Raw genomic sequence first — 23,730 nt, forward strand, 5'->3', positions numbered from 1 at the left:
TCCGCGCCGGCGGCTCGCAACGCCCACCACGGAATGACGGGCCCAGTCTTGCCGCACGACTGAGTCGCCGCAGCAGGCGAGAACCTCAGTTGGTTGATCTAGCGTCCTTTGGCGACGCGTCCCACGATTTGCGCTCGTACTGCGTTCACGAAGTACTTGGGGATCAGTGAGTTGGGGTTGTCGGATTGCAGCCAGTACTCGCCGGTGAGGTGCCCGTAATCGTTGAAGTCGATCTCCGCCTTCCATGTCGACAGGCCACTGTTGGATTTCACATAGAGAGTGACGCTCATGCCGTTAGTGACAGCATTTTGAACCCGTGGCGTGCGTTCTGCCGCGTCCCGCACTATTGTTATGAACTCACTTTGAGTAATTCCCTCATCGAAACAGAGTGGCGAGTTCTTTCGACGCTTCGTTTCTTGGGCAGTTTTGTATGCCCCTGTGGCTACTGCGCCGACCGCCGCGACACCCCCGGCAGTGAGCAACTTGTCCAGCAATCCCATGGTGTCCCCGATCGAAGTTTCTGTTGGTGGAGGGTAGCCGTCTTCTCGGAAGCCGGAAGCGTCGGGCGCCGCGTGGGAGTGCAGCAGGCCTTGTAGCCTCGTCTAGGTGGCCTGGCTGCACGCACCAACAGTGTTCCGTCCGCGTGCCTCGAATGCGGCGGAATGACACGCGCCATCGTCCGGCTCATCCGTCCAAACACGGCTGCCGTGCGCGGTTGGTCAACACGGGGTACACCCATTCAGAGCAGGCCGCGGCTCTTCAGCGACAGGTAGTGGTCGGCCAGCACCACTGGAAGGTGGTCGGGATCTGCGTCGAGCACCTCGACCCCGAGCCTACCGAGGCCGGCAGCGGTGCGCTGGCGCAAAGCCGTGGTGCGCTCGGCCGCAGCGGCGTCGTAGACCGCGCGCGCGTCGCCCCGACCCGAGCGCATCTGGCCCAGCGCGGGGTCGGAGACCGAAGCCACGACCACACGGTGCCGCTGGGCCAGCACCCCGAGAGGCGGCAGCAGCGACTCCTCGATCGCCGCCGGCTCGAGCGGCGTGAGCAGCACGACCAGCCCTCGGTGTCGGCTGAGCCGGGTCACCTCGGAGGTCAGCAGGCGCCAGTCGGCCTCCAGCAGCGCCGGCTCGAGCGGGGCCATCGCGGTCACCAGGTCGGAGAGCAGGGCGGTGCGGCTGGAGCCGACGACCTTGCGGTGGACCCGGCGGTCGCCGGCGATGAGGTCCACCCGGTCGCCCGCGCGGGAGGCCAGGGCCCCGAGCAGGAGGGCGGCGTCCATGGCGGCGTCGAGGCGCGGGGTGTCACCGACGCGTCCGGCCGAGGTGCGTGAGGTGTCGAGGACGAGCACGATGTGCCGGTCCTTCTCCGGCTGCCACGTGCGGACCACGGTGGAGCGGCGCCGGGCGGTGGCGCGCCAGTCGATGCTGCGCACGTCGTCGCCCTCGACGTAGTCGCGCAGCGAGTCGAACTCGGTGCCCTGGCCCCGGACGCGCACTGCCGAGCGGCCGTCGAGTTGCCGCAGGCGCGCCAGCCGGGAGGGCAGGTGGCGCCGCGAGTGGAACGGGGGCAGCGCACGCAGGTGGCCGAGCACGGCATACCAGCGCTGCCGTCCCGCGACCCCGAGCGGACCCAGCCGGCGCACGGTGACCCGGTCGGCCCGCCGGTCACCCCGGCGGGTGGGGGTGAGGCTCGTGCGCAGCGCGCGGCGCTCGCCCGCCGGGATCGCCACTCGGTGGCGGTTGCCGGTGGCACCGGCCGACGGCTGCCAGGCGTCACGCAGCGAGCCGCGGAAGGTGCGGCGGCCGGTGTTGGTCGCGAGCAGCGTGGTGCTCCCCGCCTCGCCGAGCCGCACCTGGGCAGAGGGCACGCGCTCGAGGTGCAGGGCTCTTGTGCTGCCGGCCAGCACGACGTCGAGGGCCACGGCCACCAGGCAGACCAGCACCCAGAGCCAGACCGTCGTCGCTGCGGGGCGCAGCAGCACCGGCACAATGCCGCACAGCACGAGCACCACGAGGCGGCCGGTCACCATCATGGGCGGCAGCTCAGCGGGGGACCGGCACAGAGCCGATGGCGCTGTCGAGCACGGCGGCGACGCCCACGCCCTCCAGCTCGGCCTCGGGCCGCAGCGACAGGCGGTGGGCCAGCGTCGCCTGGGCGAGGGCCTTCACGTCGTCGGGGGTCACGAACTCGCGTCCGTTGAGCCAGGCCCAGGCCCGGCTGGTCGCGAGCAGGGCGGTGGCGCCGCGAGGGCTGACCCCGAGGGAGAGGGAGGGGGAGTGGCGGGTGGCGCGGGCGATGTCGACGATGTAGCCGATCACCTCGGGCGAGGCCTCCACGTGCGCGACCGCCTCGCTGCCCGCGGTGAGGTCGTCGGCCGACGCGACCGCGCGCAGTCCCGCCCCGGCGAGGTCGCGCGGGTCGAACCCGGCGGCGTGCCGGGCGATGACCGCCACCTCGTCCTCCCGCGGCGGGAGTGGCAGCACGGCCTTGAGCAGGAAGCGGTCGAGCTGGGCCTCCGGCAGCGGGTAGGTGCCCTCGTACTCCACCGGGTTCTGGGTGGCGGCGACCATGAAGGGCACCGGCAGCCTCCGGGGCCGGCCGTCCACGGACACCTGGCGCTCCTCCATCGCCTCGAGCAGCGAGGCCTGGGTCTTCGGGGGCGTCCGGTTGATCTCGTCGGCGAGCAGCAGGTTCGTGAACACCGGGCCCTCGCGGAAGGAGAACTCCGACGTGGCGTTGTCGTAGACCAGAGAACCCGTCACGTCGCCCGGCATGAGGTCGGGCGTGAACTGCACGCGCTTGGTCTGCACGTCCAGGGCGGCGGCGATGCTGCGCACGAGCAGGGTCTTGGCCACGCCGGGGACGCCCTCGAGCAGGACGTGGCCGCGGCACAGCAGGCCGATGAGGATGCCGGTGACGGCGGCGTCCTGGCCGACGACGGCCTTGCCGACCTCGGCCCGCACCGCGAGCAGCGCGCGCCGGGCCTGCTCGGACCGGCCGCGGACGTCCTGCCCGCGGCTGTTCTGCTCGTGCCCGGGCTGCCCATGTCCGGCCGGGGCGTCGGTCACGGCGCTGTGGGGGTGGTCCGTCATGGTCGGTGCACTTCCTTCTCCAAGGTGGACAGGTCGTCGGCGAGGGTGACCATCGCATCCTCGTCCGCAGGCGGTGGGCCGGCGAGCAGCGCGTGCACCTCGGCGAGCGGCCGGCCGGTCGCCGAGGCTGCGGCCTGCGCCACCACCTCAGGCGAGGTGCCGGCCGGCAGGCCGAGGTAGGTCGCCAGGCGCCGGGTGGTGGCCGCGCGCAGCACCGTGCCAGCGCGGGCGGTGTCGCGGGCCTTGCGGTAGAGCCGGCCGCGGCTCTGGGTCGTCTCGATGGCCTTCACGACGGCCGGCAGCGGCTCGGCGACCAGGGGGCCGAAGCGTCGCCCCCGCCAGAGCATCAGGGCCAGGACGGCGACCAGGGCGAGGAAGGTCAGCGGCCCGAGGGCGGCGGGGAGCTCCGACTCCGGGGTGGTGTCGTCGGCCGAGACGTCGAGGACCGAGGGGATGTACCAGACCAGCCGGTCGCCCTGCCCGAGCAGGCGGAGGCTGACGCCTGCGTTGTCGTAGCGGGTGACCTCGCCGTTGGTCAGCACCCCTCCGGCACCGAGCACGACGACCTCGGGGGCGTCGGGCCCGGCCGGCAGGGACATCAGCGCCGAGGCACCCTCGAACGAGAAGCAGCGCGCGGCGTCGGGGACGGAGGTCGTGTAGGCGGGGCCACCGGCCGTGATCGTGTCGGCGGCGGAGAGGCCGGCGAGCGTGCAGCCGGCCCGCAGCGACCGGGTGGGGGAGCCCCCGCTCGCGGGGGACACCTCCACGCTGAGCGCCTGCAGGACGAAGCGGCTCGGCTCGACGAGCACGAGCCGCCGCGCCGAGCGGACCTGCGTCCACAGGGCGGTGGCGGTCTCCTCGGACAGGGCCGAGGGCTCGGTCACGACGACGGTGGTGTCAGCGTCGATGGTGTCGAGCGACTCGAGCGCGTCGCGGTCGCGGGCGACGTCGACGCGCACGCCGCGCTCGTCGAGGACCCGGGCCACCGCCTGGGCGCCGTCCGAGCCCGCGTTGCGGGGGTCGAGGGGGTCGTCGTTGCCGCCCCGGCCGCGGATGGCCAGCAGCACCGCGACGACGAGGAGCAGCACCAGGACGACAACGGCCCGCACCACCCGGCGGCGGTGCCGGGCCTGCGGGCCCGTGCCGACGGGGTCCGGCTGGCCGGCGGCCGCACGCTCGGCCTCCGGCCGGTCCCAGACGGTCAGGCTCATGGCGTGCCCCCGGCGCTGGTGGCGGCCACGGCAGCCGACCGGGAGAGGGGTCGGGCACGCGCCACCGCGCGGTCGAGGGCGATGATCCGCTCAGCCTGCTGGCGGGTCGCCTCGTGGTGCCCGTAGGCGACCGCGTCGAAGAGGTCGGCGGCCCACCGCAGCTCGTCCCGGTGCGCGGGGAACGGGTCGGCCAGGCGCTCGCCGACCTCGTGGGCGGTCAGCGAGGGTGCGTCGTCGAGCAGGGTGCGCTCGGCGCCACCCTGGGCCAGAGCGCGCATGGCGTCCAGCACCGCGTCGGAGTGCCGGCCCGCGGCCAGCGCCCGAGCGCTGCGCTCACGCAGCTCGATCGCGGTGAGGCGCTCGTCTCCCAGCAGCACCGGACCTCCGGCCGGTGCCCGCCGGGCCTCCCGCCGCACGTACCGCAGGGTGAACAGCACCAGGGCCACGAGCGCCGCGGTGACCAGGCCGGCCACACCGGCGGGCAGCGCACCCCCTGCGCTGGGGTCGGCGTTGAGCAGGGCGTCGATGAACCGCTCGATGGCGTCGAGGGCGCGGGCGATGGGGTCGTTGTGCTCGCGGTAGGCCGGCCGGGACAGCTCCTCCTCGAGCCACTGGCGCGCCTCGGCGTTGTCGGGGTCGAGGCCCGCCGCGAGGTGGGAGAGGAGGGGCAGGGCGGCGGACGGCATCAGCGGGAGGGCACGTGGGCGGCGTCGGCGGCAGCCCGGGCGAGCGCGAGGTCGAAGCCCTCCTTGCGGATCCGGGCATCGGTGTAGAGCAGGGCCAGCACGGCCGCCAGGAACGGCTGCGTCAGCACGCCGCTGAGCAGGCTCCCGAGCACGCTGGCGCCGGCCACCACGAGGCCGGCGACGGTCTCGGCGCCAGCCCCGTTGACCATCGAGTCGAGGGCGACACCGAGCACCATGCCGCCGAGCTGGAGTGCGAACGACAGCACGTACTGCACGATCCCGATGAGCATGCTGGACGCGAGGAGGATGCCGAAGGTGCGCCAGAACAGCCCCGGCGTCAGGCGCCACGAACGGCGCAGCGACGCGATGACGCCTAGGTCCTCGAGCACGAGGGCGGGGGTCGCCAGCGCCAGCCGGATGCCCAGCCAGGTGGTGGTCACCGCCAGGCAGAGCACCGCGACGATGCCGAGCGCGCCGGCGGCCGCGGCCCCGTCGGCGAACCCCCAGATGATGAGCGCCAGCAGCAGGCCGAACACCACCGTCGGCGGGACGACCAGGATCGCGCAGAGGCCGACGAGGCGGGGCAGGAAGCGCCGGGTACGGCGCCAGGTCTCGCCCATGGAGACGTTGCGTCCCAGCACGGCCTCGCCGACCGGGTAGGCCAGGATCCCCGAGAGCGCGATGGACGTGGCCGAGCTGAGGAACAGCAGCGCCGCCAACGACGACGTCAGCCCGAGGGCCAGGAACAGGTCGAGGGCGTCACCGCTCTCGAGGGAGGTGGCGACCAGGTAGCCCATCCCGCCCAGCACGCCGATGACGAGCAGCACGGCCAGCGAGGTCACCAGGGCCAGGCCCAGGAAGGTGCGGGGGTTGCGGCGCAGGCACGCGAAGCTCGCCTCGACGATGTCGCCGAGGCTCAGCGGGCGCAGCGCGATGATGCCCGGCTTGTGGGTCGGCAGGGCGACGCCCCACTGTCCCGGTGGCGCGGGGGAGGGGTATGCCGTGCCCACCGGCCCGTGGCCGGCGTCACCGGTCGTGCCCGTCGGCTGGGCGCCGGGGGCACTCCAGCCCGGCGCGGAACCCTGGGCCCCGCCGGGCACCATGCCCTCAGTCATCTGACCCCCTCAGCCAGCCGCCCTCGCGGTCACCCGAAACCTACCAGCGCACACGGGCCGGAGACCGGTGGCCCGAGCACGTCGTGCGCATGTCGTGATCAGGCCGAGACGCCGGCTGCGAGCGCGCTGAGCCGGCTCTCGAGGTGGGCGGCCCGGGCGGGCTCGGCGCCCAGGGCCTCCTGGCGCCGGATGAGCGCCGGCTCCTCGCGCGCCAGGGCCAGCCCCCGGCGCACGAGGGTGAGGGGTGGCTTGCGGCGCTCGGCCAGGTCACGGGTGAGCCGGCGGGCGAAGGTCACCCAGCGGTGGTGGTGCACGCAGAACGCTCCCGCGAGCAGGCCGAGCTGGTGCAGGTCGGGGATGATCTCGGCGGCGAAGATGCCCTCGGCGAGCACGATGTCGCTGGGCCGGGCGGTCACCACCGTGGTGTCGACCGCCCGGTTGGCCGAGATGTCGTAGACGGGCGTCTCGACGCTGCCGTGCCGCACGAGGGTGTCGAGCGCGGTGAGGGCGGCGGGGCGGTTCCAGGAGTCCGGGTGGTCCCAGTCGATGATCCCGAGCTCCTCGCTGCGGGGCATCTGCGGGTCGTCCTCGTCGCGGTAGAAGTCGTCGAGCCGGACGATGGGCCAGCCGTGGGAGTCCTTCAGGCGGCCCGCCAGCCGTGACTTGCCGGCCCCGCTGGGGCCGGCAAGCACGACGACGCGGGCGAGGTGGGCGGTCACCGGCCCTTGGGGTGCCAGACCGTCTTGGTCTCGAGGAACGCGCTCAGCCGTGACAGGTCGGGCGTCGCCGTCCAGTCGGGCTCGACCGCGTCGGGTCCGGTGCCGGCGGGGCGCACCACGCGCTTGAGGTTCTCGGCGGCGGCCAGCTCGAGGTCACCCCACGCGACGCCCTCGGCGCCGGCCGCGCCGGCGAGGTCGATGGCGTTGACGTCGCGGTGCGAGGCCAGCCAGGGGGCCACCTCGGCGGTGCGGCCCGTGATGATGTTGACGACCCCACCGGGGACGTCGGAGGTGGCCAGCGCCTCGGAGAGCGTGATCGCCGGCAGCGGGCGGTGCTCGCTGGTGAGCACGACCGCGCTGTTGCCCGAGACGACCACGGGCGCGAGCACCGACACCAGCCCGAGCAGCGACGACGCCTGCGGGGCGAGCACGGCCACCACGCCGGTCGGCTCCGGGGCCGAGATGTCGAAGTACGGCCCGGCCACCGGGTTGAGCCCGCCGAGCACCTGGGCGTACTTGTCGCTCCAGCCGGCGTACCAGACCCAGCGGTCGATGGCCTGGCCCACGAGCGCCTCGGCCTGGCGCTCGCCCACACCCTCGCTGGCCCGGACCTCGGCGACGAACTGGGCGCGGCGGCCCTCCATCACCTCGGCGACGCGGTACAGCACCTGGCCGCGGTTGTAGGCCGTGGCGCCGGCCCAGCCGTCGACCGCCTTGCGGGCGGCGACCACGGCGTCACGGGCGTCCTTGCGGGAGCCCTGCGCCGCGTTGGCGAGGAAGGCGCCGGAGGTGCCGCCGCCGGCATACACCTCGTAGGAGCGGCCCGACTCGGACCGGGGGAACTTGCCCCCGATGTAGAGCTTGTAGGTCTTCTTGATCTCGACTCGGCTCGGGGCGCCGGTGGTCGGGCTCACTTGGTGTCTCCCGTCGTGACGTAGGCCTCGAGGCCGTGGCGACCGCCCTCGCGGCCGTAGCCCGACTCCTTGTAGCCGCCGAAGGGGCTGGTCGGGTCGAACTTGTTGAAGGTGTTGGCCCACACCACGCCGGCGCGCAGCTGGTCGGCCATCCAGAGGATGCGCGAGCCCTTCTCGGTCCACACGCCCGCGGAGAGGCCGTAGGGGGTGTTGTTGGCCTTGGCGACCGCCTCGTGCGGGGTGCGGAAGGTCAGCACCGACAGCACCGGGCCGAAGATCTCCTCCTGCGCGATGCGGTGCGTCTGGCTGACGCCGGTGAAGACGGTCGGGCGGAACCAGAAGCCCTTGCTCGGCAGCTCGCACTCGGGTGACCAGCGGGTGGCGCCCTCGGCCTCGCCGGCGGCGGTCAGCTCGGTGATGCGCTGCAGCTGCGCCTTGGAGTTGATGGCGCCGACATCGGTGTTCTTGTCGAGCGGGTCGCCCACGCGCAGGGTCGAGAGGCGACGCTTGAGGCGCGCCTCGACCTCCTCGGCGATGGACTCCTGCACGAGCAGGCGCGAGCCAGCGCAGCAGACGTGGCCCTGGTTGAAGAAGATGCCGTTGACGATGCCCTCGACCGCCTGGTCGATGGGGGCGTCGTCGAAGATGATGTTCGCCGCCTTGCCGCCGAGCTCGAGCGTCGCCTTCTTGCGGGTGCCGGCGATGGCGCGGGCGATCATCTTGCCGACGCCGGTCGAGCCGGTGAAGGCGAGCTTGTCGATGCCGGGGTGGTCGACGATGGCCTGGCCGGTGGGGCCGGCGCCGGTGACGATGTTGACCACGCCGGCCGGCAGGTCGGCCTGCTGGCACACCTCGGCGAACAGCAGCGCCGTCAGCGGGGTCGTCTCGGCGGGCTTGAGCACCACGGTGTTGCCCGCGGCGAGGGCCGGGGCGATCTTCCACGCCAGCATGAGCAGCGGGAAGTTCCACGGGATGACCTGGCCGACGACGCCGTGGGGGCGCGGGTTCGTGCCGAGCGAGGCGTACTCGAGCTTGTCGGCCCAGCCTGCGTGGTAGAAGAAGTGCGCCGCGGCCAGGGGCACGTCGACGTCGCGGCTCTCACGGATCGGCTTGCCGTTGTCGAGGCTCTCGAGCACGGCGAACTCGCGGGCACGCTCCTGCAGGATGCGGGCGATGCGGAAGAGGTACTTGCCGCGGTCGGCGCCGGACATGCGGCCCCAGCTGCCCTTGAACGCGCGGCGAGCGGCGTCGACGGCGCGGTCGACGTCGGCCGACGAGGCCTCGGTGACCTCGGCGAGCACCTCCTCGCTGGACGGGCTGATCGACTTGAACGCCGACCCGCCCTCGGTCTCGGTGAACTCGCCACCGATGAAGAGCCCGTAGGAGGGCTTGAGGTTGACGACGGCCCGGGACTCCGGGGCCGGTGCGTATTCGAACTTGGCCATGAGGTGGGGGTTCCTTGGTCCGCGAGGGGTCAGTACAGGCTGGGGGAGTCGTCGGTCACGTAGTCGGGACCGGAGTAGGCGCCGATGCGCATGCGCTGGCGCTGCAGCAGCAGGTCGTTGAGCAGGCTCGAGGCGCCGAAGCGGAACCAGTGCGGGTCGAGCCAGTCGTCGCCGGCGACCTCGCTCACCGCCACCAGGAACTTGATGGCGTCCTTGCTGGTGCGGATGCCGCCGGCCGGCTTCACGCCGACCATCTCGCCGGTCAGCGAGAGCCAGTCGCGCACGGCCTCGAGCATGATGACGGTGACGGGCAGGGTGGCGGCGGGGGAGACCTTGCCGGTGGAGGTCTTGATGAAGTCGCCACCGGCGAGCATCGAGAGCCACGAGGCGCGGCGGACGTTGTCGTAGGTGACCAGCTCGCCGGTCTCCATGATGACCTTCAGCCGAGCGTCGCCACAGACCTCCTTCACCTGGGCGATCTCGTTGAAGACGTCGAGGTAGCGGCCCGAGAGGAAGGCACCGCGGTCGATGACCATGTCGATCTCGTCTGCCCCGGCGGCCACGGCGTCACGGGTGTCGGCCAGCTTGACGGCCATGCTCGCGCGCCCGGACGGGAAGGCGGTCGCCACGGCCGCGATGTTGACGCCGCTGCTGGAGCCGAGCACCTCACGGGCGACCGGCACCATGTCGCCGTAGACGCACACGGCGGCGGGGCGGGGGGTGGACATGTCGGTCGCGTCGGGCGTCAGCGCCTTCGCGCACAGGCCCCGCACCTTGCCGGCGGTGTCGGCGCCCTCCAGCGTGGTCAGGTCGATCATGCTGATCGCCAGGTCGATCGCCCACGCCTTCGACGTCGTCTTGATCGAGCGGGTGCCGAGCATGGCGGCGCGGGCCTCACACCCGACCTGGTCGACACCCGGCAGGCCGTGCAGCCACGAGGTCAGTGACTCGTTGGTCAGGCGGGAGACGCCGAGGAGGTCACGGGCACGGGATGTCGCGTCGACCGCGTCACGCGGTGCGGTGGAGGTACTCACCGAACGAGTCTAGCGGTGTCTCAGAGTGCGGTCAGACCCCCGTGAGCCCCTGCATCGCCTGGCGGATTGCGGCCAACCGCGCCGTCGCCCGCTCACGGGCGCCCGCCAGGGACTCGCGGCCGTCCACCGGCTCGACGACCTCGAGGTAGACCTTGAGCTTGGGCTCGGTGCCGGAGGGTCGCACGATGACGCGAGATCCGTCGGCGAGGTAGTAGCGCAGGCCGTCGGTGGGCGGCAGGGCGTCGCTGCCCGCCGACAGGTCGTCGGCGCGCTCGACCGCCGTGCCGGCGACCTCGGTGGGCGGGTTGTCCCGCAGCCTGTCCATCGCCGAGCCGATGAGGGCGAGGTCGGCGACCCGCACGGAGAAGGCGTCGGTGGCGTGCACGCCGTGCTCGACGGCGAGGTCGTCCAGCACGTCGAGGAGGGTGCGGCCCTCGGCCTTCAGCCCCGCCGCCATCTCGGCCATGAGCAGGCTCGCGCTCACGCCGTCCTTGTCGCGCACGGTGGCCGGGTCGACGCAGTAGCCGAGCGCCTCCTCGTAGCCGTAACGCAGCCCGGGCACGCGGGCGATCCACTTGAAGCCGGTGAGGGTCTCCTCGTGGCGGATGCCTGCCTTGGCCGCCATGGCGGCGAGCAGGCGCGAGGAGACGATCGAGTTCGCGAACACCGCATCCTTCGCGACGCCGCGCTGCAGGACATGGGCGCCGAGCAGCGCACCCACCTCGTCGCCGCGCAGCATGCGCCAGGCGCCGTCGTCGACCACGGCGACGGCGCAGCGGTCGGCGTCGGGGTCGTTGGCCAGCACGAGGTCGGGCTGCACCTCGCGGGCCAGCTCGAGCGCCGCGTCGATCGCGCCGGGCTCCTCCGGGTTGGGGAACGACACCGTCGGGAAGGCGGCGTCGGGCTGCTGCTGGCTGGCCACGGGCGCTGGGGCGGGGAAGCCGGCCTTCTCGAAGACCTTCAGCACGGTCTCGCTGCCGACCCCGTGCAGGGCGGTGTGCACGATGCTGACGTCGCGGGAGGAGTCCGGCGCGACGATCGCCGCGGTGGCGTCGACGTAGGCCTCGAGCACCTCGTTGTCCAGCGTCTCCCAGCCGTCGTCGGCGAGCGGCACCTCGGCGACGGCCCTGACCCGGGCGATCTGGGAGGCGATGCCGGAGTCGGCGGGCGGCACGATCTGGCTGCCGTCGCCGAGGTAGACCTTGTAGCCGTTGTCCTGCGGGGGGTTGTGGCTGGCGGTCACCATGACGCCCGCGTCGGCGCCGAGGTGGCGGATCGCGAAGGCCAGCACGGGAGTCGGCAGGGTGTGCGGCAGCACGGACGCACGGCCCCCGGCGCCAACCACCACCGCCGCGGTGTCGCGGGCGAAGACGTCGGAGTTGCGGCGGGCGTCGTAGCCGATGACGACGAAGGGCTCGGCGTCCTGCTCCTTCAGGTATGCCGTGAGGCCTGCCGCCGCGCGGATCACCACCGCGCGGTTCATCCGGTTGGGCCCGGCCCCGAGGGCACCGCGCAGCCCTGCGGTGCCGAACTCGAGCATCCCGCCGAACCGGTCGGCGAGGTCGGCGAGGGCAGCGGCGTCGGCCTCCTTGGCGCGGGCGACCACCTCCCCGAGCTCCACCCTCGTCTCGTGGTCGGGGTCGTCGTCGATCCAGGCCTGCGCGGCCTCGATGAGCTCGTCGTGGTGCTGCGCACCCTCGTCGCCGTTGTCGGCGCGTCCGTGCCTGCCGGCATACGTCATCTCGGTCTCGTCCTCTCAGATGGCGGCGACGATGTCGGCGAGCAGCCGGCCGCAGCGCCCGGCTGCGGCCTGGCCGGCCTCCATCACCTCGGCGTGCGACAGCGGCTGCTCGCTGATGCCGGCGGCGAGGTTCGTGACGAGCGAGATGCCGAGCACGTCCATCCCGGCCTGGCGGGCGGCGATGGCCTCGAGCGTGGTGGACATGCCGACCAGGTCGCCGCCGATGACCTTGGCCATCTGGACCTCGGCCGGAGTCTCGTAGTGGGGGCCACGGAACTGCACGTAGACGCCCTCGTCGAGAGTCGGGTCGATCGAGCGGGCGACCTCGCGCAGGCGCGGCGCGTAGAGGTCGGTGAGGTCGACGAAGTTGGCGCCCTCAATGGGGGAGTGGGCGGTCAGGTTGATGTGGTCGCGGATGAGCACGGTCGTGCCCGGACCCCACGCGGGGTTGAGGCCACCACAGCCGTTGGTGAGCACGATGGCCTTGCAGCCGGCAGCCGCAGCGGTGCGCACCGCGTGCACGACGGCCCGCACGCCGCGGCCCTCGTAGAAGTGGGTGCGGGTGCCGTAGACGAGGGCACGCCGCCCGGTGTCGCCGATGGCGACCGAGCGCATGGTGCCGGTGTGGCCCTCGACGGCGGCCTTGGCGAAGCCGGGGACGTCGGCGTTGTCGATCGTCGCGAGCGTCTCGCCGATGAGGTCGCCGGCCTGGCCCCACCCGGAGCCGAGGACGAGGGCGACATCGTGGCGCTCGGCACCGGTCCGCTCGGCGATGACCGACGCGGCGGCCCTGGCCACCTCGAACGGGTCGGTCGCTGGGTCGTTGAGGTCCGGGGTGCCCGACGCGGGGCCGCTCTGCTCGATCACGGGGGGAAGCCTACCCACGGTCGCGACGACCGCCGGATGGTTGGATGGGGCCGTGAATGCACCTGAGACCTCAGTCGTGATCCTCGGCGGTGGCCCCGGCGGCTACGAGGCGGCCCTCGTGGCAGCGCACCTCGGCGCGAAGGTCACCGTGGTCGACCGCGACGGCCTCGGGGGTGCGGCGGTGCTCACCGACTGTGTGCCGTCGAAGGCCCTCATCTCCACAGCGGACTTCATGTCGCAGTTCGAGACCGCCGCCGACCTCGGCGTGCACCTCGAGGACACCGAGGGCGACGAGGTCGCCGACTCGGTGGCCGAGCTCGTGGCCGTGAACCGGCGCGTCATGAGCCTCGCCGCAGCCCAGAGTCGCGACATCGGTCGCCGCCTCGAGGCCGACGGGGTGCGGGTGCTGCCGGGCACGGGGCGCCTGGTGTCGCCGTCGCTGGTGCGGGCCGAGCTCGCGGACGGCGGCGTCGAGGAGGTCGCGGCGGACGTGGTCCTCCTCGCGACCGGTGCGACGCCGCGCGTGATGCCCACGGCGCAGCCCGATGGCGAGCGGATCCTCACGTGGCAGCAGATCTACAACCTCAAGGAGCTCCCCGAGAAGCTCGTCGTGGTCGGGTCCGGTGTCACCGGCGCCGAGCTCGCGCAGGCCTACCTCGGGCTCGGGTCGCAGGTGACGCTCGTGTCGTCGCGCGACCGCGTGCTGCCGGGGGAGGACGCCGACGCCGCGACGGTGATCGAGGAGGTCTTCCGCAAGCGGGGCATGGAGGTGCTCGACCGCTCGCGCATGGCTGCCGTCGAGCGCACCGAGACCGGCGTGCTGGTGCGGCTCGAGGACGGGCGCGAGGTCGAGGGCAGCCACGCCCTGCTCGCCGTCGGCTCGATCCCGCAGACCGACGGCATCGGCCTCGAGGAGGTCGGCGTGCAGCTCAAGCCCTCGGGCCACGTGGCCGTCGACCGCGTCTCGCGGACCTCGGTGCGCGGGATCTACGCGGCGGGCGACTGCACCGGGGTGCTGCCGCTGGCCTCCGTCGCGGCCATGCAGGGCCGCATCGCAATGGCGCACGCCCTCGGCGACGCGGTGCACCCGATCAACCTGCGGGCGGTCTCGGCCAACATCTTCACCGACCCGGAGATCGCCACGGTCGGCTTCTCGCAGAAGGACGTCGACGAGGGCCTCGTCGACGCCGACTCGCTCATGCTGCCGCTCGCCACGAACCCGCGGGCGAAGATGCAGGGCATCACCGACGGCTTCGTGAAGCTGTTCGCCCGCAAGGGGATCGGCACGGTGGTCGGTGGTGTGATCGTCGCGCCCCGCGCCTCCGAGCTGATCTACCCCGTCACGCTGGCCGTGCAGCACGGGCTCACGGTCGACCAGCTGGCGGGGACGTTCACGGTCTACCCGTCGCTGTCGGGGTCGGTGGCCGAGGCGGCCCGCCAGCTGCACGCCCCCCAGTAGCGCGGTCGGGTCAGTCCTCGCTCTCAGCCGAGTCCGGACATGGCGGTGACCCCGCCGGTGTCGGGCGGGGTGTGGGGCGCGGTCATGGTCGCCACAGCGGCAGCTCGGGGTCGCCCGCGTCAGTGGTGAGCTCGCCCCAGATGTCGTACGCGCGGACCGGGGCCTCGTCAGGTTCGTCGCCGACGACCGCGGCGCCGACACCCGCGGCTTCCGCGTCGACATCCACACCCGCCGCGTCGACTCCCGCCGCCAGGTCGCCGGCTCGGGCGCGGCGCTGGGCCAGCCAGTGGTCGTAGGCGCCGGGCGTGAGGTCCCAGTGCACCTGCCCGTCCCTGACCTCACCGTGGTAGCCCTTGGCGTGCACGACGGTGTGGTGTCGCCCGCAGAGCAGGGCGCCGTGGTCGAGGTCGCTCGGCCCGCCGTCGCACCAGTGCCACAGGTGGTGGGCGTCGCACCAGGCGGCCGGCACGGTGCAGCCGGGGAACGAGCAGCCTCCGTCGCGCAGCCACAGCGCGCGCACCTGGGCCTCGGTGAAGTAGCGGGCGCTGCGGCCCATCTCGAGGACCTCGCCCCGGCCGCCGAGCACCACAGGGATCAGGCCGGCGTCGCAGGCCAGGCGCCGGACCGTCTCGGGCCCGAGCAGCGACCCGGCGTCGGCCGAGCCGACCACGGCGCCGGCGTTGGCTCGCGCCACGAGGTCCTCGAGTGCCATGGTGACGAAGAGCTGCGACTTCGGTGTCGTCGCGACGCCGTCGGCGGAGGCCACCCCGCGGCGCACCACGTCGAGCAGCGCCTCCAGCCGCCGCTGCCCGGACGGGCGCCGGTCCGGCTCGCCCTCGACCGGCCGCGGTGCGGACAGCGCCCCGACGGCGCCCTCGATGACCGCCTTGGCCTCGGCGTCGACGACCAGGTGGTAGTCGAACAGACCGCCGCCGTCACCGACCGGCTGCGACAAGGACGTGCGCTCGCGCAGCCGGTCCTGCTCGGCCTGCAGCTCGCCATGGTGGCCGAACCTGGCTACGAGGTCCTGGCGCAGCCGCCGGATGTCGCGCCGCCGCCCCGTCTCGGCCAGGGCAACCAGCACCCCCATCGCGTCCTCGTGCGCCTCGGGGTGCAACCGGTGCCGCAGCCGCTCGAACTCGTCCACCACGCAGGCGGCGTTGCCGACCGGCACCCGCGCCTTGAGCAGGGCCTGCCGCAGCTGGTCGTACCGCTGCTGCCGGGAGGCGTCGGCCACCTTGACCACCTGCGCGGAACCCCCGGTGCGCAGCGACGGCGCCCACTCCAGCAGCCAGGCGTGCACCGCGCCCGGCTTGTCGCCGGTCTCACCGCGCTCGACCGCCTCGCAGACCACCGCCACCCGGGCAGAGTCAGCCTGGGCGCCGAGCCGGTCGACCAGGGCGAGGAACGGGCCCAGCTCAGCGCCCTGGACCTGCCAGAGCTCGCCGTCGAGGCCATCCAGGGCACGGCTCGCCAGCTCGAGTGCCTTTCGGCGCTTCGCGAACGACATGCCCCCTGTCATGCGAAGAACACTAGACGCGAGCACCGACAACCGGACGTGAAGAGTCGAGCCCCATGCGGTGTCGAACAGCGTTGCACGCCAATGCATTTGGCGCGCCCGTCGTCAACCTTGTTGTGTCCGCCTGTGGACAGTGGGACGCGGGACGCGGGGGTGTGGGCAAGCAGAGGTGGGCACACGGCATACCTGCCGGCGGTCGCTCGGCGAGCCGTCTCCGGGACCCGTCGCTAGGGTCGATACGAAGGCTGAACCCCACAGAAACGAGGCACACATGGCCGGCGGATTCATGGACAAGGTCAAGGACTTCGTCAAGGGCAACCCGGAGCAGGCTGCGAGCGCGATCGAGAAGGTCGAGGACGTCGTCGACCAGCGAACCGGCGGGAAGTACTCCGAGCACGTCGACCGCGGCGGCGACGCCCTTCGCGACAAGCTCGGCCTGCCGCCAGAGGGCAGCCAGCCCGTGCCGGGCGAGCCCATCCCGGAGCCGCTTCCCGAGCCCGGTCCCAAGCCGGTCCCTGAGCCCGGGCCGACCCCGATGCCGGAGCCCGGTCCCACGCCGGTGCCGGAGCCCGGTCCCACGCCCATGCCCGAGCCGGGACCCACCCCCGTGCCCGAGCCGGGTCCGTTCCCGCAGCAGGAAGCGTCCTCCGACGAGGTCCCCGCGCCCAACCCGCAGCCGCTGCCCGGTGACGACGCCCAGCGGCCGGGGTCGCTCGACGAGCCCCTGACGCCGGGTGACGGCCAGCAGCCCGGCCAGCCCGGCGGGCCGCTGGACGAGGACCTGCGCCCCGAGAGCGGCAGCGACGCCGGCAACAGCGCTCCCCAGGGCGGTGGGGGCGAGCCGCTGCCCCAGGGCGGCCCCACCCAGCAGGGCGAGGAGCAGGCGGCTCCCGGGACCCCCGGTGGCGACCAGCCCGACACCGGGGGGCTGCAGGAGCGCTAACCCGGCCCCGACCACTGACGCAGAGCGGCCCGTCACCCCGGTGGGTGACGGGCCGCAGCGCTGCGCGGGTGTGCCGCGTGGCTCAGTCCTTGATGTCGGCGATGACCGCGCCGTTGGTCACCGTCTGGCCCACCTCGGCCGACAGGCCGGTGATGGTGCCGGACTTGTGGGCGTTGATCGGCTGCTCCATCTTCATCGCCTCGAGCACCACGATCAGCTCGCCCTCGGCGACCTCCTGGCCCTCCTCGACGGCGATCTTGACGATGGTGCCCTGCATGGGGGCGGTCAGGGAGTCACCCGAGACGGCGGCGCCGGCCTTGCCGCCACCGGAGCGCTTCGGGGCCTTCTTCTTGGCCGCCGCGCCACCGCCACCACCGAGGTTCAGGCCGCCGGGCAGCACGACCTCGAGGCGCTTGCCGCCGACCTCGACGACGACCGTCTGCCGCTCGCCCTGCTCCTCGGGGGCCTCAGCCACCGGTCCGCTGTAGGGCTCGATGGTGTTGTCCCACTCGGTCTCGATCCACCGGGTGTGCACGGTGAAGGGCTCGCCGGCGTCGGCCGGGTCGAAGGCCTCGTCGTCGAGCACCGCGCGGTGGAACGGCAGCACGGTGGGCATGCCCTCGACGGTGAACTCCGCGAGCGCCCGGCGGGCCCGCTGCAGGGCCTGCTTGCGGTCGTGGCCGGTGACGATGAGCTTGGCGAGCATCGAGTCGAACGCGCCGGCGATGGTGTCGCCCTCGACGATGCCGCTGTCGAGCCGGACGCCCGGGCCCGACGGCGGCTGGAAGACGCTCACCGTGCCCGGCGCGGGAAGGAAGTTGCGGCCGGCGTCCTCGCCGTTGATGCGGAACTCGATCGAGTGCGCCCGCGGGGTGGGGTCGCTGTAGCCGAGGGGCTCGCCGTTCGCGATGCGGAACTGCTCGCGGACGAGGTCGATGCCCGTGACCTCCTCGGTCACGGGGTGCTCGACCTGCAGCCGGGTGTTGACCTCGAGGAAGGAGATGGTGCCGTCCTGCCCGACGAGGAACTCGCAGGTGCCGGCGCCGGTGTAGCCGGCCTCCTTGAGGATCGCCTTGGAGGCGCGGTAGAGCTCGGCGTTCTGCGCGTCGGAGAGGAAGGGCGCAGGCGCCTCCTCGACGAGCTTCTGGTGGCGGCGCTGCAGCGAGCAGTCGCGCGTCGAGACGACGACGACGTTGCCGTGCATGTCGGCCAGGCACTGGGTCTCGACGTGCCGGGGCTTGTCGAGGTAGCGCTCGACGAAGCACTCCCCGCGTCCGAACGCGGCGACCGCCTCGCGGGTCGCCGAGTCGAACAGCTCGGGGATCTCCTCCAGGGTGCGGGCGACCTTGAGGCCGCGGCCGCCACCGCCGTAGGCCGCCTTGATGGCGACGGGCAGGCCGTGCTTCTCGGCGAAGTCGATGACCTCGATGGCGCTCTCGACCGGGTCGGGGGTGCCGGGCACGAGGGGGGCCTTGGCCCTGGCGGCGATGTGCCGGGCCTTGACCTTGTCGCCGAGGCTGTCGATGGCCTCGGGGGAGGGGCCGATCCAGGTGAGCCCGGCGTCGATGACGGCCTGGGCGAAGGAGGCGTTCTCGGCGAGGAACCCGTAGCCCGGGTGCACGGCGTCGGCGCCCGCGCGCTTGGCCACGTCGAGCAGCTTCTCCTGCACGAGGTAGCTGTCGCCGGGGGTGGACCCGCCCAGCGCGAAGGCCTCGTCGGCAACCTTGACGTGCAGCGCGTCGCGGTCGGGGTCGGCGTAGACCGCCACGGAGCCGATGCCGCTGTCCTTGCAGGCACGTGCGATGCGGACGGCGATCTCGCCGCGGTTGGCAATGAGAACCTTGCTGATGGGCGCCATGGCGCGGAGCCTAGCGTCTTGTCGCGGCGTCAGGACCACCCGCGGGATGTGGGGTCGCCAACACTGCGCGGTATGCCGTGGGCGCCCGGATCAGTGCTGTCCGGGGACCTGCGCCGCGGGTGCCAGCCACGTCCGCGCGGCCGCCTCCTCGGCCTCCACCCCCGTCGGACGGCCGGACCGGCGCACGCGGCGATGGACGGCCAGTGCCACGGTGAGGACGACGACGGCGACGACGGCCTGCCACGAACCGTCGACCTCGTCCATGCGGGTGGCGGTGTTCCACGACGCGTGCTGGACCGCGATGACGAGCACGCTGCCTCCCGTGTCGAGCAGGTGCATGCCCAGCAGGTAGCGGTAGACCGGTGCGAGGCCGAACAGCAGCGCCAGCCCGCCCGCGACCTCCGACCACGTCCACCCGGGCTCGAAGAGGAGGGGCACGTGGATCGCGGCGAACGCCGGTGCCGTCAGCAGTGACCCGAGGAACAGGCCGTGACCGGCCATGAGGCGCGACTGCACGAAGCCGCCCCAGGCGGTCTCCTCCCAGAGGTTCAGGAGCAGGGTGCCGAAGACGAGGATGTCGAACAGGTAGAAGCCGGTGGCGGCCAGCGAGCTCCGTTCCGGGTCCTGCAGCGTGCCCGACACCGCGGCGACCGCGAGCGTGAGCACGGGCATGGCCAGCACGACGACCGCCCACCGGCCCACGCCGACGCGCCAGGCCAGCGTCCGGCGGAGCAGCCGGCGAACGGCGCCGGGGCCGTCCGCCCAGCGGGTCACGAGCAGCGCCGAGCCGAGCAGGGCGACGTAGACGAGGACGAGGAGGAACGGCTCGAACGGCAGTCCACCGATCGCGGGGACGGCCAGCACAGGCCAGCCGATGCCCAGTGCCAGGAGCAGGAACGTCGCGACGGGGCGTCGCCGGGCGAGGCCCTCGGGCCGCTCGGTCCCCGTTGGAGGCGGCGGCTCGGCGGGAGTGGTGCGGGTCATCTCGGGGTCCCTCCGCAGCGGTTCGGCACCGCCCCCTCGATGGCGCCTTCAACACCGCACGTTCTCGTCTTGTTCCCCGCCGTCCCGGCAGGCGGCCCACGAGATGCGCCGCCGCCACGCGGCATACAGTCGGGGACATGACTGTCCCGAACCTCACCCTGTCCGCCGGAACGTCCAGCATCGAGATCCCGCAGCTCGGCTTCGGGGTCTGGCAGGTGCCCGAGGACGAGGTGGTCGCCGCCGTGACGACCGCCATCGAGACCGGCTACCGCAGCATCGACACGGCCCGGATCTACGGCAACGAGGAGGGCACCGGCGAGGCCATCGCGAAGGCCGGCGTGCCCCGAGACGAGCTCTTCGTCACCACCAAGGTGTGGAACGACGACCAGGGCTTCGACTCCACCCTCACCGCGTTCGACGCCTCGATGAAGCGCCTCGGGCTCGACACCCTCGACCTCTTCCTCATCCACTGGCCGGCCCCGAAGCAGGACGCCTTCGTCGACACCTGGAAGGCACTGCTCCGCCTGCGCGAGGAGGGTCGCGTGCGCGCCGTCGGTGTCTGCAACTTCCACGTGCCGCACCTGCAGCGGCTGCTCGACGAGACCGGTGAGCTGCCGGCCATCAACCAGGTCGAGCTGCACCCCTACCTGCAGCAGACCGAGCTGCGCGAGTTCCACGCCGCCAACGGGGTCGTCACCGAGGCGTGGAGCCCGCTGGCATCGGGTGGCGACGTGCTGCAGGACGAGACGATCGCGAAGGTCGCGGCCAAGCACGGCGTCACCCCGGCGCAGGCGATCCTGCGCTGGCACATCGACCTCGGCAACGTCGTGATCCCCAAGTCGGTGACCCCGAGCCGCATCGCCGAGAACTTCGACATCTTCGGCTTCTCGCTCGACGCGGACGACCTGGCCGCCATCGAGAAGCTCGACCGCGGCCACCGCACCGGCCCGGACCCGGACGCGTTCTGGGCGTGAGCCGTCGCGCCCGAATGCGCTGAGGCGGCGGCCCGCGGGGCCGGCAGGGACGCACCTGCCGGCCCCGCGGCGTGCCGTCTAGGGTGTGCGCCATGAGCGACGCCTCCGACGCACGGTCCCAGCGCGAGCTGGAGGAGGGGATCCAGCGGGACTTCTCCTCGAGCATGTCCTACGGGTCCTACCTCGACCTCGACCGGTTGCTGTCGGCCCAGCACCCCCGCAGCACGCCGCCCCAGCACGACGAGCTGCTCTTCATCGTGCAGCACCAGGTCGCCGAGCTGTGGCTCAAGCTCATGCTCCACGAGCTGCGCTCGGCCCGCGCGCTGCTGACGACCGACGACCTCGCACCCGCCCTGAAGCGCCTGGCTCGGGTCAAGCACATCCAGAACCAGCTCACCGAGCAGTGGTCGGTGCTGGCCACGCTCACGCCGAGCGAGTACGCCCTGATCCGGCCGTTCCTCGCGACCTCGTCCGGCTTCCAGAGCTACCAGTACCGGGCGGTCGAGTTCATGCTCGGCAACAAGAACCGCGACATGGTGGCCGTCTTCGACCACGACCCGGCGGCCCAGCAGCTGCTGGCGGGGGCGCTTGCGGAGCCGAGCCTCTACGACGAGTTCCTGCGCTACCTGCACCGCCGCGGCTACGCCATCCCGGCCGCGGTGCTCGAGCGCGACGTGACCAAGCCCTACCGGATGGACGAGGACCTCGTCGACGTCTTCGCCGCCGTCTACGCCGACCCCGCCGAGCACTGGGGTGTCTACGAGACGTGCGAGGAGCTCGTCGACATCGAGGACAACTTCCAGAACTGGCGCTTCCGCCACCTGCAGGTCGTCACCCGCACCATCGGCCACAAGGTCGGCACCGGCGGGTCCTCCGGCGTCGACTTCCTGCGCCGGGCGCTCGACCTCACCTTCTTCCCCGAGCTGTATGCCGTGCGCACGCGGATCGGCGCGTAGCCGCGCCTGCCAGCCGTTCGGCGGATAAGTAGGAGAACTCAGGCGCGCCAGGCTGCCGCAGCCCGACACTGTGCCCCAACGGTCCACCGACCCTGGGAGCACGCGATGACCAGCAGCCCCGTTCCCGGCCCCGCGCCGGCACCTGCGCCCGTGAAGCCGGGGCAGCTCGCCTGGCTCGAGGGCGAGCTCCGTCAGTGGCAGGACCTCGGTCTGCTCGAGGCGCCGACCGCCGATGCGATCCGTGCGAGATACGTTGCGGTGCGGCGTTTTTCGCTGGTCCGCCTGCTGCTCGGCCTGGGCGTCTGCTTCTTCGGCGTCGGTGTGCTGTGGCTCGTCGCGGCGAACCTCGACCGGCTCACCCCGGGACTGCGCTTCACCCTCGTGGTGCTGCTGTGGCTGGGCCTCACGGCCGCGGCCGAGGCCGTGGCGGGGCGCCGGCCGCGATGGGGTGGCTCGGCGGTCGTCGGCGCGGCGCGGGTCCTGGCGGCTCTCAGTTTCGGCGCGGTCGTCTTCCAGGCCGCGCAGAGCCTGCAGGTGCCGGCCTACGAGCCGCGCCTGCTCGGCATCTGGGGCCTCGGGGTCCTGCTCTACGCCTACGCGGTCGCCGCCGTCAGCCCGCTGCTCGTGGGCCTGTCCATCAGCACCGCGTGGTTCGTCTGGCACGTGGCCGACTCCACCGACAGCGGCATGGGCTTCGTCGCGGCCCTGCTCGTGGGGGGCCTGGTCGCCGCGTCCGTGGCGGTGCTGCACTCCAGCCGCCTGCTGCCACGGTTCGCGGTGCCGTGGCGCGAGGTCGGCGCCCTGCTCGTGCTGATCGGGTTGTTCGCCGCAGCCCTGCCGTTCGTCACCGCCGAGGACTTCCGCTGGCCGGCCCTGCTCACCCTGGGTCTCGTCGTGGCAGCCGTGGCGGCCGCCGCGGCCCTGTTGCTGGCCGACCGCGAGGGCCGTCTGGAGCTCGTCGCGCCGGTGGCCGCCCTGGGGGCCGGGCTGCTGCTCGTCCTGTGGGACCCCGGGGTGACGGACGCCAGCGAGGTGACCGGCACGGCATACCTGCACGCGTTCGTGAGCGTCGCGGTCTACCTCGCCGCCGCCGGCTGGTATGCCGTGCTCGGCACCCTGCGGGACACGACACGGCTCACGGTGCTCGCCACCGGTGCGCTGGTCGTCTTCACGACGGTGCAGGCGTTCGCGGTGTTCGCCCCGATCATCTCCGGGGCCACGCTCTTCCTGCTGGTCGGCGCGGTGCTGGTCGGCTCCGGCTTCGTCGTCGACCGCGGCCGTCGACACCTCGTCGCCACGATCGAGGGAGGTGTCTCATGAGCCGGCTGCCCTCCCGCGTCGTGCTCGTGGCCGCGGCCTGCGCCGCCCAGCTGGCCCTGGTCGGTGTAGCCGTCGCGGGGCCGCTGTCGGCACGCCTGACCGGCGACGAGTACCTCCTGGCGGTGCAGCCGGTCGACCCGGTCGACCCGTTCCGCGGGGCCTATGTCGACCTCGGCTACCCGACCCTGAGCGGCTCCTCCGAGGGCGGCTTCTGGCGGCCCGACGAGGTGCCGGGGGAGCGGGGCGAGGTGTTCGTGCCCCTCGTGCGGGACGGTGCGCTCTGGCGCGGCGGCGAGGCGACGCGCACGCGGCCCGACTCGGGTCCCTACGTGCGCTGCAACGACGCCGAGTGGCGCCTGCGCTGCGGCATCGAGAGCTGGTTCCTCCCGCAGGACAAGGCGATCGGGGTCGAGAGGGCGGTGGCCTCGGGCTCGGCCGTCGCGCGGGTGCGCGTCGACGCCCGGGGCAACGCGGCGCTGGTGGGCGTGGAGGTCAGCCCAGCCGGCTGAGGTCATCGCGGCAGCGGCGCTCGAACTCGCCGAGCTCGAAGAGGGCGTCCTCGATGTCGCGGCGCCGCTGCTCGAGGTCGGCGCGGCGCTCGTCGATCTGGTCGAGGACGTACTCGAGCTGGCTGGTCTTGCCCCGCGGACGGTCGTAGAGGTCGATGATCGTGCGGATCTCCTCGAGCGGGAAGCCGAGGCGCTTGCCGCGCAGGATGAGGTTCAGTCGCGTGCGGTCGCGGCGGTGGTAGACCCGCGTCGTGCCGCGGCGCTCGGGGGAGATGAGGCCGAGGTCCTCGTAGTGCCGCACCGTGCGGTGGGTGACCCCGAACTCCTCGGCGATCTCGCGGATCGTCCAGGTCCGCTCCTGCTGCCGGGTCGGGGTTGTCATGG

22 protein-coding genes are annotated in these 23,730 nt (G+C 72.9%); 6 read left to right on the plus strand and 16 right to left on the minus strand.

Annotated elements, in window-relative coordinates; all coding sequences use genetic code 11:
- Positions 1–98: 98 nt before the first annotated feature.
- From P0Y31_RS18245 to P0Y31_RS18300, 12 genes are all read right to left on the minus strand, one after another.
- Complete coding sequence (locus P0Y31_RS18245; protein ID WP_275872023.1) at positions 99–500, minus strand: hypothetical protein; 402 nt, start codon at positions 498–500, stop codon at positions 99–101.
- Between the two features lie 239 nt (positions 501–739).
- Positions 740–2,032 (minus strand): DUF58 domain-containing protein, encoded by a 1,293-nt coding sequence (locus tag P0Y31_RS18250; RefSeq protein ID WP_275872025.1) that lies wholly within the window; start codon positions 2,030–2,032, stop codon positions 740–742.
- 10 nt (positions 2,033–2,042) lie between these two features.
- On the minus strand, positions 2,043–3,092 hold the full coding sequence (locus tag P0Y31_RS18255) for a MoxR family ATPase (RefSeq protein WP_275872029.1): 1,050 nt from the start codon (positions 3,090–3,092) through the stop codon (positions 2,043–2,045).
- Positions 3,089–4,303, minus strand: a complete 1,215-nt coding sequence (locus tag P0Y31_RS18260) for a DUF4350 domain-containing protein (protein ID WP_275872032.1) — start codon at positions 4,301–4,303, stop codon at positions 3,089–3,091. Before P0Y31_RS18260 ends, P0Y31_RS18255 begins: the two co-directional genes overlap by 4 nt.
- On the minus strand, positions 4,300–4,989 hold the full coding sequence (locus P0Y31_RS18265; protein WP_275872036.1) for a DUF4129 domain-containing protein: 690 nt from the start codon (positions 4,987–4,989) through the stop codon (positions 4,300–4,302). Before P0Y31_RS18265 ends, P0Y31_RS18260 begins: the two co-directional genes overlap by 4 nt.
- Entirely contained in the window at positions 4,989–6,104 is a 1,116-nt protein-coding gene (locus tag P0Y31_RS18270) for a glycerophosphoryl diester phosphodiesterase membrane domain-containing protein (protein WP_275872038.1), read from the minus strand. Before P0Y31_RS18270 ends, P0Y31_RS18265 begins: the two co-directional genes overlap by 1 nt.
- A 98-nt stretch (positions 6,105–6,202) precedes the next feature.
- Entirely contained in the window at positions 6,203–6,823 is a 621-nt protein-coding gene (locus tag P0Y31_RS18275) for an ATP-binding protein (RefSeq protein WP_275872041.1), read from the minus strand.
- On the minus strand, positions 6,820–7,737 hold the full coding sequence (locus tag P0Y31_RS18280; protein WP_275872044.1) for an aldehyde dehydrogenase family protein: 918 nt from the start codon (positions 7,735–7,737) through the stop codon (positions 6,820–6,822). The genes P0Y31_RS18275 and P0Y31_RS18280 overlap by 4 nt, the downstream gene beginning before the upstream one ends.
- Positions 7,734–9,182: an aldehyde dehydrogenase family protein gene (locus tag P0Y31_RS18285; protein WP_275872046.1), complete on the minus strand. Its 1,449-nt coding sequence runs from the start codon at positions 9,180–9,182 to the stop codon at positions 7,734–7,736. The genes P0Y31_RS18280 and P0Y31_RS18285 overlap by 4 nt, the downstream gene beginning before the upstream one ends.
- A gap of 29 nt (positions 9,183–9,211) precedes the next feature.
- The gene (gene deoC, locus P0Y31_RS18290) at positions 9,212–10,141 is read right to left on the minus strand and encodes a deoxyribose-phosphate aldolase (protein WP_345803655.1); all 930 of its coding nucleotides are present in this window, start codon (positions 10,139–10,141) and stop codon (positions 9,212–9,214) included.
- A gap of 106 nt (positions 10,142–10,247) precedes the next feature.
- Entirely contained in the window at positions 10,248–11,957 is a 1,710-nt protein-coding gene (locus P0Y31_RS18295; RefSeq protein WP_275872052.1) for a phospho-sugar mutase, read from the minus strand.
- A 15-nt stretch (positions 11,958–11,972) separates the two neighbouring features.
- A complete protein-coding gene (locus P0Y31_RS18300; protein ID WP_275872055.1) occupies positions 11,973–12,824 on the minus strand; it encodes a purine-nucleoside phosphorylase in 852 nt (283 codons plus the stop codon).
- 52 nt (positions 12,825–12,876) lie between these two features.
- Here P0Y31_RS18300 and P0Y31_RS18305 point away from each other — a divergent pair, with 52 nt between their 5' ends.
- Positions 12,877–14,283, plus strand: coding sequence for an NAD(P)H-quinone dehydrogenase (locus P0Y31_RS18305; protein ID WP_275872058.1), 1,407 nt, complete (start codon positions 12,877–12,879; stop codon positions 14,281–14,283).
- Positions 14,284–14,365: 82 nt separating this feature from the next.
- Here the strand turns inward: P0Y31_RS18305 and P0Y31_RS18310 are convergent, their stop codons facing one another.
- Complete coding sequence (locus P0Y31_RS18310; protein WP_275872060.1) at positions 14,366–15,805, minus strand: HNH endonuclease signature motif containing protein; 1,440 nt, start codon at positions 15,803–15,805, stop codon at positions 14,366–14,368.
- Positions 15,806–16,073: 268 nt separating this feature from the next.
- Here P0Y31_RS18310 and P0Y31_RS18315 point away from each other — a divergent pair, with 268 nt between their 5' ends.
- Positions 16,074–16,745, plus strand: coding sequence for an Rv0909 family putative TA system antitoxin (locus P0Y31_RS18315; protein ID WP_275872063.1), 672 nt, complete (start codon positions 16,074–16,076; stop codon positions 16,743–16,745).
- 82 nt (positions 16,746–16,827) lie between these two features.
- On the opposite strand, the gene P0Y31_RS18320 is transcribed toward P0Y31_RS18315, so the two are convergent.
- Positions 16,828–18,603, minus strand: coding sequence for a biotin carboxylase N-terminal domain-containing protein (locus tag P0Y31_RS18320; RefSeq protein ID WP_275872065.1), 1,776 nt, complete (start codon positions 18,601–18,603; stop codon positions 16,828–16,830).
- Positions 18,604–18,693: 90 nt separating this feature from the next.
- Positions 18,694–19,587: a CPBP family intramembrane glutamic endopeptidase gene (locus P0Y31_RS18325; protein ID WP_275872068.1), complete on the minus strand. Its 894-nt coding sequence runs from the start codon at positions 19,585–19,587 to the stop codon at positions 18,694–18,696.
- Between the two features lie 137 nt (positions 19,588–19,724).
- Here P0Y31_RS18325 and P0Y31_RS18330 point away from each other — a divergent pair, with 137 nt between their 5' ends.
- The 4 genes from P0Y31_RS18330 (at position 19,725) to P0Y31_RS18345 (ending at position 23,346) form a co-directional block, all read left to right on the plus strand.
- A complete protein-coding gene (locus tag P0Y31_RS18330) occupies positions 19,725–20,561 on the plus strand; it encodes an aldo/keto reductase (RefSeq protein WP_275872071.1) in 837 nt (278 codons plus the stop codon).
- A gap of 92 nt (positions 20,562–20,653) precedes the next feature.
- Positions 20,654–21,517, plus strand: a complete 864-nt coding sequence (gene kynA / locus P0Y31_RS18335) for a tryptophan 2,3-dioxygenase (RefSeq protein WP_275872073.1) — start codon at positions 20,654–20,656, stop codon at positions 21,515–21,517.
- Positions 21,518–21,622: 105 nt separating this feature from the next.
- Positions 21,623–22,837, plus strand: a complete 1,215-nt coding sequence (locus P0Y31_RS18340) for a DUF2157 domain-containing protein (protein WP_275872075.1) — start codon at positions 21,623–21,625, stop codon at positions 22,835–22,837.
- Positions 22,834–23,346, plus strand: coding sequence for a GDYXXLXY domain-containing protein (locus P0Y31_RS18345; RefSeq protein WP_275872077.1), 513 nt, complete (start codon positions 22,834–22,836; stop codon positions 23,344–23,346). Before P0Y31_RS18340 ends, P0Y31_RS18345 begins: the two co-directional genes overlap by 4 nt.
- On the opposite strand, the gene P0Y31_RS18350 is transcribed toward P0Y31_RS18345, so the two are convergent.
- Complete coding sequence (locus tag P0Y31_RS18350) at positions 23,330–23,728, minus strand: MerR family DNA-binding transcriptional regulator (RefSeq protein ID WP_275872079.1); 399 nt, start codon at positions 23,726–23,728, stop codon at positions 23,330–23,332. The genes P0Y31_RS18345 and P0Y31_RS18350 overlap by 17 nt on opposite strands.
- Positions 23,729–23,730 lie beyond the last annotated feature (2 nt).

The organism is Knoellia sp. 3-2P3 (genome assembly GCF_029223115.1).
GTDB lineage: Bacteria > Actinomycetota > Actinomycetes > Actinomycetales > Dermatophilaceae > Pedococcus_A.

Excerpts from the sequence above, each read along its gene's own strand:
- P0Y31_RS18295 (WP_275872052.1), bottom strand. The coding sequence starts at position 11,957 with ATGACGTATGCCGGCAGGCACGGACGCGCCGACAACGGCGACGAGGGT.
- P0Y31_RS18260 (WP_275872032.1), bottom strand. The coding sequence starts at position 4,303 with ATGAGCCTGACCGTCTGGGACCGGCCGGAGGCCGAGCGTGCGGCCGCC.
- kynA (WP_275872073.1), top strand. The coding sequence starts at position 20,654 with ATGAGCGACGCCTCCGACGCACGGTCCCAGCGCGAGCTGGAGGAGGGG.
- P0Y31_RS18330 (WP_275872071.1), top strand. The coding sequence starts at position 19,725 with ATGACTGTCCCGAACCTCACCCTGTCCGCCGGAACGTCCAGCATCGAG.
- P0Y31_RS18250 (WP_275872025.1), bottom strand. The coding sequence starts at position 2,032 with ATGATGGTGACCGGCCGCCTCGTGGTGCTCGTGCTGTGCGGCATTGTG.
- P0Y31_RS18340 (WP_275872075.1), top strand. The coding sequence starts at position 21,623 with ATGACCAGCAGCCCCGTTCCCGGCCCCGCGCCGGCACCTGCGCCCGTG.
- P0Y31_RS18270 (WP_275872038.1), bottom strand. The coding sequence starts at position 6,104 with ATGACTGAGGGCATGGTGCCCGGCGGGGCCCAGGGTTCCGCGCCGGGC.
- P0Y31_RS18255 (WP_275872029.1), bottom strand. The coding sequence starts at position 3,092 with ATGACGGACCACCCCCACAGCGCCGTGACCGACGCCCCGGCCGGACAT.
- P0Y31_RS18285 (WP_275872046.1), bottom strand. The coding sequence starts at position 9,182 with ATGGCCAAGTTCGAATACGCACCGGCCCCGGAGTCCCGGGCCGTCGTC.
- P0Y31_RS18310 (WP_275872060.1), bottom strand. The coding sequence starts at position 15,805 with ATGACAGGGGGCATGTCGTTCGCGAAGCGCCGAAAGGCACTCGAGCTG.
- P0Y31_RS18350 (WP_275872079.1), bottom strand. The coding sequence starts at position 23,728 with ATGACAACCCCGACCCGGCAGCAGGAGCGGACCTGGACGATCCGCGAG.
- P0Y31_RS18325 (WP_275872068.1), bottom strand. The coding sequence starts at position 19,587 with ATGACCCGCACCACTCCCGCCGAGCCGCCGCCTCCAACGGGGACCGAG.
- P0Y31_RS18345 (WP_275872077.1), top strand. The coding sequence starts at position 22,834 with ATGAGCCGGCTGCCCTCCCGCGTCGTGCTCGTGGCCGCGGCCTGCGCC.
- P0Y31_RS18245 (WP_275872023.1), bottom strand. The coding sequence starts at position 500 with ATGGGATTGCTGGACAAGTTGCTCACTGCCGGGGGTGTCGCGGCGGTC.
- P0Y31_RS18320 (WP_275872065.1), bottom strand. The coding sequence starts at position 18,603 with ATGGCGCCCATCAGCAAGGTTCTCATTGCCAACCGCGGCGAGATCGCC.
- P0Y31_RS18265 (WP_275872036.1), bottom strand. The coding sequence starts at position 4,989 with ATGCCGTCCGCCGCCCTGCCCCTCCTCTCCCACCTCGCGGCGGGCCTC.
- P0Y31_RS18315 (WP_275872063.1), top strand. The coding sequence starts at position 16,074 with ATGGCCGGCGGATTCATGGACAAGGTCAAGGACTTCGTCAAGGGCAAC.